The organism is Photorhabdus sp. RM323S, assembly GCF_042879375.1.
Taxonomy (GTDB): Bacteria; Pseudomonadota; Gammaproteobacteria; order Enterobacterales; family Enterobacteriaceae; genus Photorhabdus; species Photorhabdus tasmaniensis.
Window position 1 is genome coordinate 1 of record NZ_JBHFKZ010000060.1, and the last position, 15,879, is coordinate 15,879.

14 protein-coding genes are annotated in these 15,879 nt (G+C 43.8%); 7 read left to right on the forward strand and 7 right to left on the reverse strand.

Features of this window, described 5'->3' with window-relative positions:
- Both tssI and ACGF7G_RS19015 read right to left on the reverse strand, forming a co-directional pair.
- Nucleotides 1-1,298 (reverse strand): type VI secretion system tip protein TssI/VgrG (gene tssI, locus ACGF7G_RS19010; RefSeq protein WP_387467569.1); only part of this gene is annotated, 1,298 nt, incomplete at its 3' end.
- Nucleotides 1,299-1,682: 384 nt separating this feature from the next.
- Nucleotides 1,683-1,880, reverse strand: coding sequence for a hypothetical protein (locus tag ACGF7G_RS19015; RefSeq protein ID WP_166296330.1), 198 nt, complete (start codon nt 1,878-1,880; stop codon nt 1,683-1,685).
- A gap of 142 nt (nt 1,881-2,022) precedes the next feature.
- Between ACGF7G_RS19015 and ACGF7G_RS19020 the strand changes: the two genes are divergently transcribed.
- Together ACGF7G_RS19020 and ACGF7G_RS19025 are read left to right on the forward strand one after the other, a co-directional pair.
- Entirely contained in the window at nt 2,023-2,163 is a 141-nt protein-coding gene (locus tag ACGF7G_RS19020; protein ID WP_166296333.1) for a hypothetical protein, read from the forward strand.
- A 1,099-nt stretch (nt 2,164-3,262) separates the two neighbouring features.
- The gene (locus ACGF7G_RS19025) at nt 3,263-3,958 is read left to right on the forward strand and encodes a pirin family protein (protein WP_387467570.1); all 696 of its coding nucleotides are present in this window, start codon (nt 3,263-3,265) and stop codon (nt 3,956-3,958) included.
- A gap of 59 nt (nt 3,959-4,017) precedes the next feature.
- On the opposite strand, the gene pckA is transcribed toward ACGF7G_RS19025, so the two are convergent.
- The 4 genes from pckA to ACGF7G_RS19045 form a co-directional block, all read right to left on the reverse strand.
- A complete protein-coding gene (gene pckA / locus ACGF7G_RS19030; protein WP_387467572.1) occupies nt 4,018-5,637 on the reverse strand; it encodes a phosphoenolpyruvate carboxykinase (ATP) in 1,620 nt (539 codons plus the stop codon).
- 216 nt (nt 5,638-5,853) lie between these two features.
- The gene (gene hslO / locus ACGF7G_RS19035) at nt 5,854-6,726 is read right to left on the reverse strand and encodes an Hsp33 family molecular chaperone HslO (protein WP_387467574.1); all 873 of its coding nucleotides are present in this window, start codon (nt 6,724-6,726) and stop codon (nt 5,854-5,856) included.
- Between the two features lie 22 nt (nt 6,727-6,748).
- Nucleotides 6,749-7,165 (reverse strand): ribosome-associated heat shock protein Hsp15, encoded by a 417-nt coding sequence (gene hslR, locus ACGF7G_RS19040; protein WP_133814152.1) that lies wholly within the window; start codon nt 7,163-7,165, stop codon nt 6,749-6,751.
- A gap of 57 nt (nt 7,166-7,222) precedes the next feature.
- Nucleotides 7,223-9,337 (reverse strand): IgaA/UmoB family intracellular growth attenuator, encoded by a 2,115-nt coding sequence (locus ACGF7G_RS19045; RefSeq protein ID WP_387467576.1) that lies wholly within the window; start codon nt 9,335-9,337, stop codon nt 7,223-7,225.
- 353 nt (nt 9,338-9,690) lie between these two features.
- Between ACGF7G_RS19045 and nudE the strand changes: the two genes are divergently transcribed.
- The gene (nudE, locus tag ACGF7G_RS19050; protein ID WP_387467578.1) at nt 9,691-10,239 is read left to right on the forward strand and encodes an ADP compounds hydrolase NudE; all 549 of its coding nucleotides are present in this window, start codon (nt 9,691-9,693) and stop codon (nt 10,237-10,239) included.
- A 43-nt stretch (nt 10,240-10,282) separates the two neighbouring features.
- Here the strand turns inward: nudE and mrcA are convergent, their stop codons facing one another.
- Nucleotides 10,283-12,811 (reverse strand): peptidoglycan glycosyltransferase/peptidoglycan DD-transpeptidase MrcA, encoded by a 2,529-nt coding sequence (gene mrcA / locus ACGF7G_RS19055; RefSeq protein ID WP_387467580.1) that lies wholly within the window; start codon nt 12,809-12,811, stop codon nt 10,283-10,285.
- A gap of 120 nt (nt 12,812-12,931) precedes the next feature.
- On the opposite strand from mrcA, the gene pilM reads away from it, so the two are divergent.
- Genes pilM through pilQ form a run of 4 tightly spaced genes read left to right on the forward strand, consistent with a single transcriptional unit; the run spans nt 12,932 to nt 15,872 of the window.
- Nucleotides 12,932-13,762, forward strand: coding sequence for a pilus assembly protein PilM (gene pilM / locus ACGF7G_RS19060; RefSeq protein ID WP_387467582.1), 831 nt, complete (start codon nt 12,932-12,934; stop codon nt 13,760-13,762).
- A complete protein-coding gene (locus ACGF7G_RS19065) occupies nt 13,759-14,313 on the forward strand; it encodes a PilN domain-containing protein (protein ID WP_387467584.1) in 555 nt (184 codons plus the stop codon). The genes pilM and ACGF7G_RS19065 overlap by 4 nt, the downstream gene beginning before the upstream one ends.
- A complete protein-coding gene (locus tag ACGF7G_RS19070; protein WP_387467586.1) occupies nt 14,300-14,845 on the forward strand; it encodes a hypothetical protein in 546 nt (181 codons plus the stop codon). Before ACGF7G_RS19065 ends, ACGF7G_RS19070 begins: the two co-directional genes overlap by 14 nt.
- The gene (gene pilQ, locus ACGF7G_RS19075) at nt 14,838-15,872 is read left to right on the forward strand and encodes a type IV pilus secretin PilQ (protein WP_387467588.1); all 1,035 of its coding nucleotides are present in this window, start codon (nt 14,838-14,840) and stop codon (nt 15,870-15,872) included. Before ACGF7G_RS19070 ends, pilQ begins: the two co-directional genes overlap by 8 nt.
- The last annotated feature ends 7 nt before the right edge of the window (nt 15,873-15,879 follow it).

Consider the following 15,879-nt stretch of genomic DNA (forward strand, 5'->3'; position numbering starts at 1 on the left):
GTGACCCGTATCCAGCAGGAGCTGTGGTCGTCACTCTGGCCGTAACGGTCCCACAGAAATTGCAGCCGGATACGGCCGTATTTATCACAGAAGATTTCTTCACCCGCCGGGCCGACCACTTTGGCTATCTGCGGGCCATTTATGACCGGTTTGAGCGTCGGCATTGGACGCCAGTGTTGATGCGTCGGGATAAAGGTGAACTGGTTGCTCATCACCGTGCCGGACTCCCCGGTGGATTGCGCCAGCGCCTGCGGCTGTCTGCCACTATGAGCGACGCTGACCAGCTGCCAGAGCTGGTTGAGGTCATCGCGGGGGTGGTCGGTGAGGGTAAACAGCACGCCCGGCTGCATTGCGGCGTCGTTACTTTCACCGTAGCCAGTCAGGGCATTGTTGCGCAGGGCTTCCAGCCGGTAGCGGGTGAAATCGGCACCGTGCTGCTCGTCTTTAAAGCGCCCGGGAAAATCAAAGTGTTCATAGCCGGTGTGCTGGAGGTTTTGTTCCCGCATATGGTGCTGAAATTCGGCGGCCCAGACTGGATTCTTGAAGGTGTAATCTTTGAGCCTCACGGTGGCCGGACGCACCTGAGCCTGCCGGGTCAGCGCCGTGACGCACAGTTGTTGGGCTTCGGTTGCCTCATCGGGGTGGTAGGGCAATACCGGGCCGGTGGCGAGGGCTCCCGCGACATCGGCAAATACCAGCGTGTTTTTGTTGCCGGTGAATTCGAAGAAGTAAAAAATGCCCTCTTCGGCGGTCAGCCGGTGCAGAAAATCAAAATCGGTTTCCCGGTACTGAACGCAGAATTCCCGTTCCGGGTGTGGGTAACGTAGCCTGAACACGACATCCCGGACACCGCTCTCTTTGAGCAGGGTGGTGAGAATGGTTTTGATATCCTGCTGCTGAAAAATCCGTGAATTCTGGCGCAAGGTGGTGCGCCACATATCGGGCCGGAGGGTCATCTCATAGCGGGTTTGATGTTTGCCGGTGTTGCCCTGCACAAAGCTGGCGACCATGCCGGTGACGGTGCGCTCGATTTTGCCTGCGCGCAGGATGGTCAGGGTGGCGCGGGTATCAAGGACTGCGGCGAAATCAATCGCCGGGTCGGCACTGGCTAAACTGACCGCCAGACTAAAGGGGGTAGAGAAGGCTTCGTTGAGTGAGAAGGCGGCCACCACAAAGGTTTCAGGCGGTAATCCGCCGGCCGTGAGGGTAAAGAGTAAGCCGCCGGCGCTTTGAGCCGCTAGCCGGTCGGCAATATGTTTGGCACTCGATGGCCTGGGTTGATTTTTCTGGAATGACATCACTCCCCCTTAAATTATTCATGAGGATATTCAACGCACAGACCCTTGGTCCGGCGGTTTTTGCGTGTAGTCATCAATAATCAAGGGGTCAAAGGGACCGCCTTGAGGAAAAGCATTAAGACAATGAGGTTGCTAGCAGTCTGTTGCTGATAGTCTTGTTGATAACCTTCATTGAGCAATCAAGCAGGTAACCTGGGCTGCTATGCCATGGGTTACCTCAGAGAGAGTAAAGACAAATAATGAATAGTTTTATCTGTTTAATATCTGTTCGAAAAAATATAACAAAAAATGTATGGTGTCTCGTTTGTTTGATTGGTTAATATCCGATTAATTTTAAAAGTGTGACGTAAGTCACGAATTTTTTGTGGTGCGGTTGTCACGCAGTTAGCGTTTCAAGCCTAACAGGCGAGAGTGGGATGCGAGGGGATGGTCTTGCCCAATATTTGATATCGTGGAGCATGGCGGAACAGATTTTTCCCTGACAAGCCCCCATGCCGCATCGTGTTGCCATGCATCTGTTTGAATATTTCCTTGTTCATCCAGTAAGCAATCAGGCAATTTGAAACTGGCGTGAAGATCCAATGTGTCGTTTTACCGCCACGATATGGGGTTAATTTATTGATTAAATAAGATTTCAAAAGAGTAGATCACTGGAGGGAACTCAGTCCGATTTTGACGATCTGATCAATCGTCAAAAATCACAAATCACCAAACGGACTGCGTTATGCCTATCATAGCATCAATACTCCGAAATGAACGACGTGACACGGAACCACTGTTGTCAATTTATGTGGCAATGGCTTCAACATGTAAAGGTATTCATGGAACGCCGCATCATGACAACAGCAAAAATCGGGAAGGGTAAAAATGGGTGTATCACTATTATGAAAACCTATTTACCCCGAAACTGGCAATAAACGCCCTACGGAGGGTCTGTAATGACGCATTACTATCATATCGAGCCCAATCAACTAAGTTCTCCTCCATATCAAACAGATTTAGTTTGGTATTTTTTAAATAGCCTTCAAACATCTGTGACGCCCCAACGGTGTTTTGAATACTTATCTTTTGACATGTTAATAGATCCTCATGCAATTTTTATTTTCCATCTTCCAGCTTGCTACTCTAGATACCAGAAAATAAGATCACTTTTATAATTATTTCCCAATAGGTGATAAACGTAATAAAACATTTATTTATTATTTCTAACCTGTCAGTAAATAAAGCATTTTTTGATGCCAAAAAATCACCCTCAGGATATATTTCATGATATTAAAATGTAATAACAATATATAAATGAAACAACTATCAGAGCAAAAAAATTCAAGGAGAATTGGATTTTAGATAACGTTTGTAATTTAGTGTCACACTAAAATTCATTACAACGTAATTATTTCATCAAAAATTCCTCAAAAAAGTAGTTAGCTGCGGTAATGTTAAATTCCAGATTTTTCATTTTTTTGGGCATTTTTTAGCCATCAATAAAATAATTTCTATCGATGAATAACTGAATAAGCGTTTACGTCGGTTTTTACTAAGACGCTTAATATCATGTCAAATTTCCTGAATAATTTAAGGCAATCATTTAGCAAATCGATTAAATGAAATGATTTTCATTCTCTTAAACATTCCCAACGCCCATAAAAATATACATATTTATCAAGTATTTAAAAAATATCCCGCAATTATTCCATATTTGACCAGAAAAAACGCTTTACAATCGATAGTGATAATTATTATCATTCGTATCGCTTTCAGATGAACCGCCTTCAGGGTAAAGATGAAAGCACGACATTGCTCACATTGCTTCCAGTGTTTACTTTAGCCAGCCGGGTGCTGGCTTTTTTTTATTGATCAATCCGGTTGTTATATTTTCAAAATATTTGAATAATTAGGTTAGGTTTTTAGACTTTTATGTTATCTCTTCTCAACTAGACTGTAAAAACCATTGAGGAGATTTGAATATGATCTATTTACGCAAAGCATCAGATCGCGGTCACGCCAATCATGGCTGGCTAGATAGCTGGCATACCTTCTCATTTGCCAACTATTACGATGCCAATTTTTTGAATTTTTCAGCGCTGAGAGTGATTAATGAAGATTTCATCGAAGCAGGTCAAGGCTTTGGTACCCATCCACATAAGGATATGGAAATACTGACCTATGTACTTTCCGGTGCGGTTGAACATCAGGATAGTATGGGAAATAAAGAGCAAGTACCCGCCGGTGAATTCCAAATTATGAGCGCAGGTACGGGTATTCGTCATTCAGAATATAACCCGAACAGTGATCACCAATTACATCTGTATCAAATCTGGATTGCTCCAGATAAAACCGGCTTAACACCACGCTATGAACAGCGCCGTTTTGATGATGTGCAAGGCCGCCAATTAGTGCTCTCTCCCGATGCTCGGGATGGCTCACTGAAAGTCTTCCAAGACATGACCTTATGGCGTTGGGTACTGAAAAATCATGAAACTTCCGAATATCTTACAGAGAACGGCCGTTATATCTGGATACAAGTGGTGCGTGGAGAAGTGACTGTTAATGGTGTTCAGGCAACCACCAGCGATGGTCTGGCGATCCGGGATGAAACCCATCTTCAACTTAACGCCGATGGTGATAGTGAAATATTACTGTTTGACCTTCCTGCGGCATAAATCCCCAGTAAACCTCACCCATACGGATGAGGTTTACTTAATACAAGAAGAACTCACAATTACAGTTTAGGACCCGCTTTTACTAAAGCTTCCCCTGCTGGGGTATCCGTATATTTATCAAAGTTGCCGACAAAACGATGTGCCAAATCTTTCGCCTTCTCTTCCCACTGAGATTTATCTGCATAAGTCTCACGTGGATCAAGAATATCGGTATCAACACCAGGCAACGCAGTCGGAACCGCCAGATCGAAGATAGGTAATGTAATGGTGTCAGCTTCCTCAATATCACCACTTAGGATGGCGTCAATGATTCCGCGGGTATCCTTAATAGAAATGCGTTTACCAGTGCCATTCCAGCCCGTGTTCACCAGATAAGCCTTGGCACCTACGGCCTGCATACGTTTCACCAAGACTTCCGCGTATTGAGTTGGATGCAGACTGAGGAAGGCGGCACCGAAACAGGCAGAGAACGTTGGTGTTGGTTCCGTCACACCGCGTTCTGTACCAGCCAGTTTCGCCGTGAAGCCAGACAAGAAATGGTATTGAGTTTGCTCCGGTGTCAGACGGGATACCGGAGGCAGCACACCAAACGCATCCGCCGTCAGGAAAATGACCTTGGTCGCGTGACCGGCTTTGGAGACCGGCTTAACAATGTTTTCAATATGGTAGATAGGATAAGAAACTCGGGTGTTTTCAGTTTTTGAACCATCATTGAAATCAACCGTGCCATCTGCCAGTACCGTCACGTTTTCCAGCAATGCATCACGTTTAATCGCATTGTAGATATCAGGTTCCGCTTCTTTGGATAGATTGATGGTTTTCGCGTAACAACCACCTTCAAAGTTGAATACGCCATCATCATCCCAACCGTGTTCATCGTCACCAATCAGCTTACGTTTTGGATCAGTAGAAAGCGTGGTCTTACCTGTCCCTGATAAGCCAAAGAAGACCGCAACATCCCCCTTCTCACCCACGTTGGCAGAACAATGCATTGAAGCAATACCTTTCAATGGCAACAGGTAGTTCATCATTGAGAACATCCCTTTCTTCATTTCACCGCCGTACCAGGTACCACCGATAAGCTGCATACGCTCTGTCAGGTTGAATGCAACAAAGTTTTCAGAATTCAAACCCTGCTCTTGCCATTGTGGGTTAGTGCATTTTGCACCGTTCATCACAATAAAGTCTGGTTTGAATCCGGCCAATTCTTCATCTGAGGGGCGGATAAACATGTTCTTAACGAAATGAGCCTGCCATGCAACCTCTGTAATAAAGCGGACTTTTAGGCGTGTATCTGCATTCGCACCACAGAAAGCATCGACAATAAACAAACGTTTGCCTGAAAGCTGTTGAGTAACCAGACCTTTCAGATGTGTCCATGTTTCCTGTTGCAATGGCTTGTTATCATTCTTACCTTTTCCCTGGTCAGCCCACCATACGGTATCACGGGTAACATCATCACGGACAATATACTTATCCTTGGGGGAGCGACCAGTGAAGATCCCCGTATCGACAGCCACAGCCCCCAGGTTGGTCAGAGTGCCACTCTCGTAACCTTCAAGTGAAAGTTTGGTTTCTTCTGAAAATAACAGCTCATAGCTTGGGTTATAAACAATCTCACTAACATCATGGATTCCATAGTCCGCGAGTTCCTGCGGGGTAATGCCTTTAACACTCATGTTCTTGCTCCTGGGTATAGTCACGCTTTTTCTATGAGCAATAATAAATAGTTATGATTAATTAACCGCGATAGTTATCAAAAAATTGAAAACCTATCATTTTTTTAGGGTTAATCTGAGATGAAAGGCACGAAAGAAGCCTTTGAATATTATGGATATTGATAAGAAGGCGCGGATCCGCGCCCTAAAAGGTAAAAACAGCTGTTCAGATAAAGATTAGTGTAACCGGCTCTTTTTTTCTGACCTGATTTCAACGAAATCATCAGCATCAAAAATATAGTTCGTACCGCAATATTCACACTCCATATTAATGTTGCCATCTTTCTGCAAAATATGATTAACATCCTCATCGGAAAGTGTGACTAACGTGTCAGCACAACGTTGACGAGAACAAGTACAGAGGAATTCAACGGGTTGCGGCTCATATAATACAACGTCCTCTTCATGATAAAGACGATGCAAGATCTCTTTAACTTCCAGTGAAAATAGCTCTTCACCTTTAATGGTTGCAGTAAGTTGTACCAGATGATCAAATACATCTGTGCTCTCCTGCTCCGCTGCCGGCAAAATCTGTAGTAACATACCGCTAGCAGCGATCCTTCCATCCTGAATACCGGTACGGATAAACAGACGGGTTGGTAACTGTTCAGACTGCCTGAAATAATCATCCAGACATTCCGCCAGCGTTTCACCTTCCAATGCAACGACACCCTGATAACGCTCACCATGAGTTGGCGTAATGGTAATGACCATATAACCTGTGCCAACCATCTGCTTCAAGCTGCTATTTTCAGAAACTAATCCGTCAATACGGGCAACACCACGCATTTGTTGCTGATGATTACCGTTAATGACTGCCAATTTTACCGGGCCATCTCCCTGAATTTGAACAGTAATATCACCATCAAATTTCAGTGTCGCCGTTAATAAACTGGTTGCTACCAATAGTTCTCCCAATAATTGCTGTACTGGCTGCGGGTAATCATGATTTTCCAGAATATGCCGGTAAGTTTCACTGGCTAAAACCAGCTCACCACGTACAGAATAATTTTCAAACAAAAAGCGGTGTAATTGGTCTTGTTTAAACATAAATATCTCTCACTGGAGTAGGTTATTCCTGCTCACTTAATTTGGTGTTTTTAAACTTAATCAGCGTGCGTCTTTCTTTTTTATCCGGCCGGCGATCAGGATGAGGCATAGTTAATGCGTTCATTTTACGAGCTATTGCTATTTTTTCCCGGTTAGCAATACTTGTTTCAGTCTCCCGATAAAGCTGTTGAGCTTCCGGGGCACCGCGCCGATGACTGCTTAACGCAAGAACTTCAACGGTACGTTCATCATTACCCTGACGCAGTTTAATTTCGGCCCCGAGTTCAACCACTTTACTTGGTTTACTTCGTTGACCATTATAGTGAACTTTACCGCCATCTATCATTTCCCGTGCCATAGCCCGTGTTTTATAAAAGCGGGCAGCCCACAGCCATTTATCCAGACGGACTGCTTGATCGGAGTCTGAATTATCTTTCATTTTTTTCTCCCAATATCAGCTCCGGCGAAAAAACCAAGCCTAACACAGCATTGCTGATTATCGCCAACGTGTAGGTGGGAAAGCTGTATCACAACAGCTATCGTAATACTGCCTGATTTTGCTTAAACGTTGTTTGTTTTGCCGGTTTTTCTTAACAGCTAACACCGAATTAATCACCAAAATCGCCAAAAGCACCAAGAGTAAAAGCGTTGTACCAATACAATGGACCAGCGTCATGGAATCCAGTTCACTATGTAACACAATCCGACGGGTTCCATTAGTATCTACGGACAATTCTGTAATAATTCCCACGGTCTCAAATGGTGTTTGTAACACCGTATCCGATAACCGCTGTAACTCACGCCATTGTTCTAACGCGCTATGATCATAAGAAACAATTGCCGGCGTGATATATTCAACCAGCTGTTTACCTTCATCACTAATCAGAAGAACACCGCCCGGAGAAGGGCTATTAAGCAGGATTGCTATTTTATCTATTTCCCGGTAGATAAATGACGATGTAGTCGCATCAACTAGCTTTCCCAGCGCTTCAGCCCCCGCTGGACGCAATAAAACATGGATGTCATCAAACTTGCCATCTTCTGTATTCTTTAACAAAGTTGTCCAATCATTGGCACTACCCAGGTTAACTAAAGCATTCTTCAATCGGAAACAGTCTGCTTCTTTTCCACATAATTTTTTAGTTTTCAATATGATATCAGGAAAATCATCCAATAAAATCATACCAGATTTGGCAATCTCCTGAGCAAGACCTGGATTAATCACATCGCTATTTTCCTGTAGACGTAATTGCTTATTAACGGTTGCAATCAGTTTAGCCGCATTTTTTATAACTTCTGATTCCTGGATTGGCAGTGAATTAGTACTATTCCAATATATCCCTGAGCAATCGAATGGAGAAAAATAAGTGTTTCCTTTGCCGTTCATATTATTTGGCGGCATATAACACATACCAACCCCTTTTGCTGTCAGGACATCCCCGACCCGCAACACCATCTCTTTCATCGTATTAGCATCAGTGACAACCTTCGTGCTGCTACCACGCAACCAGGCAAAACTGAGTTTCATTGGTACACTAACCGGCTGATAAAAATAGAGCAGCAGTATAATAAGCAAACTGCCACCAATCATTATTAGATTTTTCCCATAACGGTGATAAGGGTAATTTTTCTCCTCATTGTGCAAAGAGAGATAATTCCCTTGCCTAACTACCTGGCCGTTAGTGTAAATATCGATATTGGTTTTCTGATCAAGATCGCAGGTAACATAAGATTCCCAATGAGATGGGTAAATTAAATCAATCCCACCAAGAGAGATATTACTCATTTGCCCTTGTTCAAATTCTCCAAATAATCCCCACCGTTTTGGTATACCGGTAAAACAGTGAATATCCTGGCACCTGCGTCTTGAAGACGGGCAGAACAACGGCCAAAAGCTGACAACCATTAAAGTACCAGCAATCAACATCAGCCACGGCAAAAGCAGTATCGGTGAGAGTAACGCAAGGAACCAAATAAAAAATCCGAGACACAAGAATCCTCCCTCCCAAATACCCGATGAATGATTCAACCGGTATTCTTCCGCTGTCTCTTTACGGATATTTTGTAATTTTACGCTGGTATCGCCATTTTTTTGGATAGATGCCTGCTGATGGGACACATCTGAAACTACTGGAGCAGAAGGAAAATCCCGTTGAAAATCTTTCAGGAAGTGACCATTAATCGAAATAACAAGTGGTATTCCCGCAGTGTGAACAACATCAATAATATTCTGTTGTTTAATAAAAGGCTCAAGGAAAAATGGCAAATGAACTTCTGCCATATCAATATAATAACGCCAGCTATGTGGTTCATCTGAGGCAACAGAAAACCGGGTAATGGAATTACAGATAGTATAAACCGTGTCATTTTTGTCCGTCAGAATTAACCCACTGGTTTTATTGATACGGTCGGTTAAAACCAGTGGCAACACCTGCTTCAGATAACATTCAATGGCCTGATATTCATCAGCATAAAGTTTACGATAGGTCGGGTCAGCAACAGAAGGCAGATAACGGGCGTTATCATGCGGCTTCCATCTGAAAATCAGAAAAGAAGCCATTATAATCAGGCTAATTATCAAGATAGCCAATATAACGGCTGTTGAGTTCATTTTTTCCCCATATCCATGACAATATTGCTATTGTTGCTTGCAAAATAGCAACCACACGTTCAGTTCTGAATCAGGTTATTTCCATCTGTTTTTTTAATTTATTTTACAGCAAGTTATATAATCACCCGCTGAACTATCTATAACACAGATCTATTTCCAAAGAGGATAAAGATAACAGTAACAACGATGACAAGCGATAATCACTATCATTTACCAAAATAATCGTCCATATTTAGTCAAGCTATGGAGTGTACCTAATTTCATCATAAAACCTAAGGTTAATGAAATAATTTATGACGTAATAATGCACAGACACTCAAATCAACCAAATACTAATGCCATCAGGGGCAGCTATGAATGACCAGAAAAACCCTAAAATCCTGAAAATAGAGAACATTGCCCATTCACGTTTATTTCATATTCAGTCAGTCGATCTCGAATTCAGTAACGGTGTAAAACGCATTTATGAACGGATGCGTCCAGCAACCCGGGAAGCGGTTTTAATCGTCCCGGTCATTGGGGATGAGTTGATACTTATCCGTGAATACGCAGTAGGTATTGAGCAATACGAATTAGGCTTTCCCAAAGGCGCTATCGACTCTGGTGAAAGTATCCTTGAAGCGGCTAACCGTGAATTGAAAGAAGAAATCGGTTTTGGCGCCAGAAAAATAGAGCAATTAGCCAAACTCACTATGGCTCCGTCCTATTTTTCCAGCAAAATGAATATTGTTATTGCAGAAAATCTCTATCCAGAAAGCCTGGAAGGGGATGAGCCTGAACCATTATCACAAATACGTTGGCCAATAGCCGATATGATGTCATTACTGGATCACGCTGACTTCAACGAAGCGCGAAATGTCTGTGCCCTGTTTTTGGCGCAAAAACACTTATACCATCGTTGAAGTTAACAGGCACAACGGATTTCCCGTTGTGCCTGCTTTATTATCAGAATAGCTCCTGACTTTCACCATTCTCGATCAACGTTGTGCCAACTTCCTGCACCGCACTCTCTGTAGGCTGAGTTCCGTCAATGAAGTATTCACTGCGGGTATCACCACCACCGCCAGCAAGTTTACCTGTTTTACGATCTATCACGACGGAAACAATACCCGGAGGGGAGGGGACTTCTTTTTCAGGAACACCCTCCAGTGCAATTTTCATAAAGTCATCCCAAATTGGCTGCGCACTCTTAGCACCCGCCTCACCACCACTGGCTGCTGTACGACCAAGGCTTCTACGGTGATCGTCAAAACCAATCCAGACGGTCGTCACAATATCTGGCCCATAACCTGAAAACCAGGCATCCTTTGAACTGTTAGTTGTCCCGGTTTTACCACCAATATCACGACGTTTCAGATCGCGCGAAGCGCGCCAGCCCGTACCACTCCAACCTGGTTCACCAAAAATATTGGTATTCAAAGCATCATGGATAAGAAATGCCAAAGGGGTACTGATAACGTGAGGAGCATATTTTTGCCCATCTTCACTATCGTCAACTACCGGAACTTTCTCTAATTCAGGCAGCGGTAATATCTCCTGCTGCCCGACCTGAGATTGAGCCACATTTTCAATCGAATTTTCAGAAAGTTCGATTGAACGCACAGTATCACCATAAATCACCGGAATATCGCATTGCGGACACGCAATCTTAGGTTTAGCCTCAAACAGGATATCCTTATCTTCATTTTCAATTCTGGTAATGAAGTAAGGATCTATCAAATAGCCGCCATTGGACATGACCGAATACCCACGCACCATTTGCATTGGTGTAAATGATGGGGATCCCAAAGCCAGAGATTCTGTACGAACGATATTTCGTGCCGGGAAGCCAAACCGTTGCAGGTAATCAGCAGCATAATCAACCCCCATCGCACGCATTGCCCGAACCATTACGACATTCTTCGATTGCCCTAATCCCTGACGCAAACGAATTGGCCCCGCATAAGTTGGCGGGGAATTTTTCGGACGCCAATCAGTACCAGCGCCCGCATCCCAGCGGCTGATTGGCAGGTCATTAAGCAACGAAGCCAGCGTCAGCCCTTTATCCATCGCAGCGGTATAGAGAAACGGTTTAATATTGGAACCAATCTGACGTAATGACTGCGTAACACGGTTAAACTTACTCAAGCTGAAATCGAACCCACCCACCAGCGCCTTTACAGCGCCATCATTAGGATCAATAGAAACCAAAGCCGCATTAACTTCCGGCATTTGTGACAACCACCAGATATCTTTTACTTTCCGCACCCAAACCTGCTCACCAGCCTGAATGACTTCATTCACACTACGTGGAACCGCACCCTGCACACTATCAGATTTGAATTTTCTGGCCCAACGGACACCCGCCATTGGCAATTCTACACTGCTGCCATCAACCAGCATCACCGTCGCCTGATCAGCTACCGTTCTGGTCACAACAGCCGGCATTAACGGCCCATAATTTGGCAGAGCCTTAAGCTTCTTAACAATCTGTTCCCTATTCCAGGCAGGTTCACCCACTTTCCACAACACTTCCTGCGCCCCGCGATAGCCATGACGCATATCGTAATCAATGATGTTATTACGTACCGCATCCGTAGCAGCCAACTGAAGTTTGCGGGTAATCGTGGTGTAAACTTTATAGCCGTCGGTATAAGCATTCTCTCCATAACGCTCAATCATGTCCTGACGTACCATCTCAGCCAAATAGGGCGCAGAAAAAGCAATCTGAGGCGCATGATAATTAGCCACCAGCTTTTCACTTCTGGCTTGATTATATTGCTGCTGAGTAATATAGCCCTGATCAAGCATACGGCTCAAAACCACATTCCGGCGGTTAATCGCCCGGCCATAAGAATAAAGCGGGTTAAAAGTAGAAGGGGCTTTTGGCAGACCGGCAATCATGGCCATTTCACTCAAGGTCAACTCATTGACATTCTTACCAAAATAAACCTGAGCCGCAGCCCCGACACCATAAGCCCGGTAACCGAGATAAATTTTATTGAGATAGAGTTCAAGGATCTCATCTTTATTCAGTAACTGCTCAATCCTGACGGCCAGAAAAACTTCCTTGATTTTACGCATCAATGTCTTCTCAGGACTGAGAAAGAAATTTCTCGCCAGTTGCTGAGTAATGGTACTGGCCCCTTGAGAAGCACGGCCTGAAGTCATCGCCACAGATGCCGCCCGGATAATTCCTATAGGATCAACGCCATGATGTTCATAAAAACGACTGTCCTCCGTTGCAATAAATGCCTTCACCATAACAGGTGGAATTTCGGACAGAGTAAGAGGCATACGGCGCTTCTCACCATACTGAGCAATAAGCTCGCCATCCGCACTGAACACCTGCATTGGTGTCTGTAATCGAACATCTTTTAATGTCGCCACATCAGGTAACTGAGGCTCGATATATTTGTACATGCCAAAAATCGAGACTGTTCCCAGAAAAATGCAACTCACGACAAAGATTAAAAAATACTTTACGAACTTCACCTGAAATTTCCCATGCCACGTTAGTTGGGTGGTTTATAAACAATCGGCGCGTAGTATAAAGGTTACACTGCACCTTGAATATGTTCTTTTATTAAAATTATTGATATGGAGATCGCCATTATGTATTCACCAAAGTGGTATGTCGGACTGGACATCCAAAATGGGGCTATTCGTGCCGTCGCAACCATAAAACGCCGTAATGGCTGGCAGCTTCACCACTGCTGGCAATATCTTTTATCTGATACAGTTATGCCAGAAGGTCGTTTACAGCGGCCAGAGGTATTATGCGATATATTAAATCAATGGCGCCAAAAATTACCCAAAAAAATCAGTTTCAGACTCGCCTTACCTGTACAGCAAACATTGCAGCGCAATCTGACTTTACCTCCAGATATCATGCTTAAAGAGCCGGAACAAGGCTGGTTTATCAATGCCAGCGCCGAAAAACAATTTCCCTTTAACACCCGCGAACTGGCTCTGGATTATCGTATTATCGAGCAAAACGCCTATATCAGCGCAGCCCGTCAGAAAGATCTGGATATCTGGCTACAATGCCTTGCACAAGCAGAAATCTTCCCGGACGCCATTGATATTGCCCCCTGTGCACTACGCTATATAGCGCAATATGCTGGCGTTCCGGCTGATAGCTGGCTGTTACACCGGCAACAATCCAGTTGGTTGTGGGTATCTCCTGCCAATGCACCCTTTGCTTATGATCTTGTGTCAGCAAATACCGCAGCTTCCCCACTACAGGTTATTAGCCAATTACCGGCTTCATCCATAACTAAAAAGAATATTTATTACAGCAGCTACCAACGGGAAGCTCTGCCTGAAGGAACTTACTCCTGGGATATGCTGGCAGCATTCCGTCACTATCAACCACCGCTGCCAGTTCAACTGATGGAATATGTGATAGCCGGTGGCTTGGCGCTCAGACCGGATGATAAATGATGTATCAGGTTAATTTTCTGCCCTGGCGACAAACCCGGCTGAAGTCCCGCTATCGTTGGTGGGCGATTCTTCTCCTATTGCAATTAGCGTTGTGGCTGGCAGTGCTCGTCTGGATGTCGTTGAAACAACTGGAAACGATCAACAAGCATCAAAGACAGTTGCAAAAACTCAACCAGCAACAATTACATTTACAACAACTGATAACTCAGACAGAAGAGGCGTTCAATCTTCACAACAAACTGGCCTATAAATTAAAACAACAACAAACGCAGCTGAAACAGAACCAGCAACATTTAAGATTATTCAATGAACTACCGGAGTTACTACCGGAAGGAAGTTGGCTAACCGCCTTCGATGACCATGCAGGTCAATTGAAATTGGTTGCTAACAGTCTGGATTATTCCAGTATGACATCACTGCTGGATAATCTCGAAAACAACGGGCAACTATCTGATATTCAATTGAAAAAAATGACCACCACTGAACAGCAAATCAGGCAGTTTATTATTGACGCGAACTGGCAGACGGAGATACCCGATGATAAAAAATGACTATTTATGGTGGTTTGCCAAACCCGCATGGCTGCTCTTTATTTGGCAACAAACTATCATCATCCTGGTCCTGATCCTGTTTTATCTTTTCTTCTGGCAAGAGAAAACTGAACGGGAAATTGGGCTGACACAGGAAATAATCGCCCAACAAACCAATACAAAATCGGCCAATAACCAGCTAAATCAGTTACCTCAGTTGGAAGATATACGGCAACAGATAAACCAAATTGAAAATGAACTTAACCAGCCACCACAAAACACCGTAAAAATTACCGCAGTAAAACAACTGCAACAATCGTTGATAAATTCTGGCGGACAAATTATTGAATGGCAACGTAAAAATGAAGGAGAAAAAACGCTCTGGCAAATAACGATTTATTTAAACTATGAACAAATGCTGGATTTTCTTGATGCATTACAGGCGTTATACCCACCGCTGCTGATTAAACAGTTTTCTGTTTCTCCATCAGGTGAATCTCTAAATGTCAAAATGACCCTGTCAGAAACCTCATATGAGGAATTTTATGACTAAAATATTTATTCTGTTTATCATTTTCCTGCCTGCTATCTGCATTGCAGAAATAAGAAACCCTTTTGCTCCACCAATAACAGAAACAGAAGAGCAACCTATTGAGTTATTTGATCAATCAGTCAATGAAGCTGAGATTCAGCATCTTTCAACAGCATTACACTATGCAGACGCAGAAAAAATTGCCCTTAATCTCAGACAAAATATACCCGCACTGATGACCAAAGAGGGTAAAGTTGATTTTGATCCTGAAACTAACAGCCTGATTTTGCAGGATAGCCCCATCGCCATCGCCCAGATAAAAAGCTGGCTGAAAGAAATAGATACACCACAACAGCAGGTGCAGATTACCGCACATATCGTCACCAGCAGCAGGGAAGCATTGCATGAACTGGGAATCTATTGGGGGATGCCGATAGGAGATCAACTTAATACATCAACAGGTATAAACCGCCTGAATATCAACCAGGCCGCCAACGACAACATGCACCGATTTGCGTTCAATATTGCCCGCATTCATACCCGGTTGCTGGAAATGGAACTCAGCGCCTTAGAACAGGAAAACCAACTGGATATTATCGCCAGCCCAAGACTCACCGCTTCACATCAACAGTTAGCCAGTATTAAACAAGGCTCTGATATCCCCTACGTCAGTCAGGAAAAAGAGAAAAGTACCGTGCAATTTAAAGAAGCCGTACTTGGAATGGAAGTCACACCTCATATACTGAGAAAAGATAAAATCAGACTTTCACTGAAAATCAGCCAAAACATGCCGGGAATCTCAATCAGTCAAGGTGGAGGTGAGAATTTAACCATCGACAAACAGGAAATAGTGACTCAAGTTACTGTAAAAAATGGTGAAACACTTATTCTCGGTGGAATTTTTCAACAGAAAAAAAGTGAGAAAATCCAAAAAGTGCCTTATCTATCAGACATCCCTCTGCTCGGTTCATTATTTAGCCAGAAAGGTCATAAACACAGCCGACGTGAGCTGGTGATATTTATCACGCCTCAACTGATGGATATTTAATCAAATT

Bases quoted from the DNA above. Each gene is read 5' to 3' on its own strand.
- pilM (WP_387467582.1), top strand. From the start codon at position 12,932: ATGTATTCACCAAAGTGGTATGTCGGACTGGACATCCAAAATGGGGCT.
- hslO (WP_387467574.1), bottom strand. From the start codon at position 6,726: ATGTTTAAACAAGACCAATTACACCGCTTTTTGTTTGAAAATTATTCT.
- nudE (WP_387467578.1), top strand. From the start codon at position 9,691: ATGAATGACCAGAAAAACCCTAAAATCCTGAAAATAGAGAACATTGCC.
- ACGF7G_RS19025 (WP_387467570.1), top strand. From the start codon at position 3,263: ATGATCTATTTACGCAAAGCATCAGATCGCGGTCACGCCAATCATGGC.
- ACGF7G_RS19065 (WP_387467584.1), top strand. From the start codon at position 13,759: ATGATGTATCAGGTTAATTTTCTGCCCTGGCGACAAACCCGGCTGAAG.
- ACGF7G_RS19070 (WP_387467586.1), top strand. From the start codon at position 14,300: ATGATAAAAAATGACTATTTATGGTGGTTTGCCAAACCCGCATGGCTG.
- ACGF7G_RS19020 (WP_166296333.1), top strand. From the start codon at position 2,023: ATGCCTATCATAGCATCAATACTCCGAAATGAACGACGTGACACGGAA.
- hslR (WP_133814152.1), bottom strand. From the start codon at position 7,165: ATGAAAGATAATTCAGACTCCGATCAAGCAGTCCGTCTGGATAAATGG.
- pilQ (WP_387467588.1), top strand. From the start codon at position 14,838: ATGACTAAAATATTTATTCTGTTTATCATTTTCCTGCCTGCTATCTGC.
- ACGF7G_RS19045 (WP_387467576.1), bottom strand. From the start codon at position 9,337: ATGAACTCAACAGCCGTTATATTGGCTATCTTGATAATTAGCCTGATT.
- pckA (WP_387467572.1), bottom strand. From the start codon at position 5,637: ATGAGTGTTAAAGGCATTACCCCGCAGGAACTCGCGGACTATGGAATC.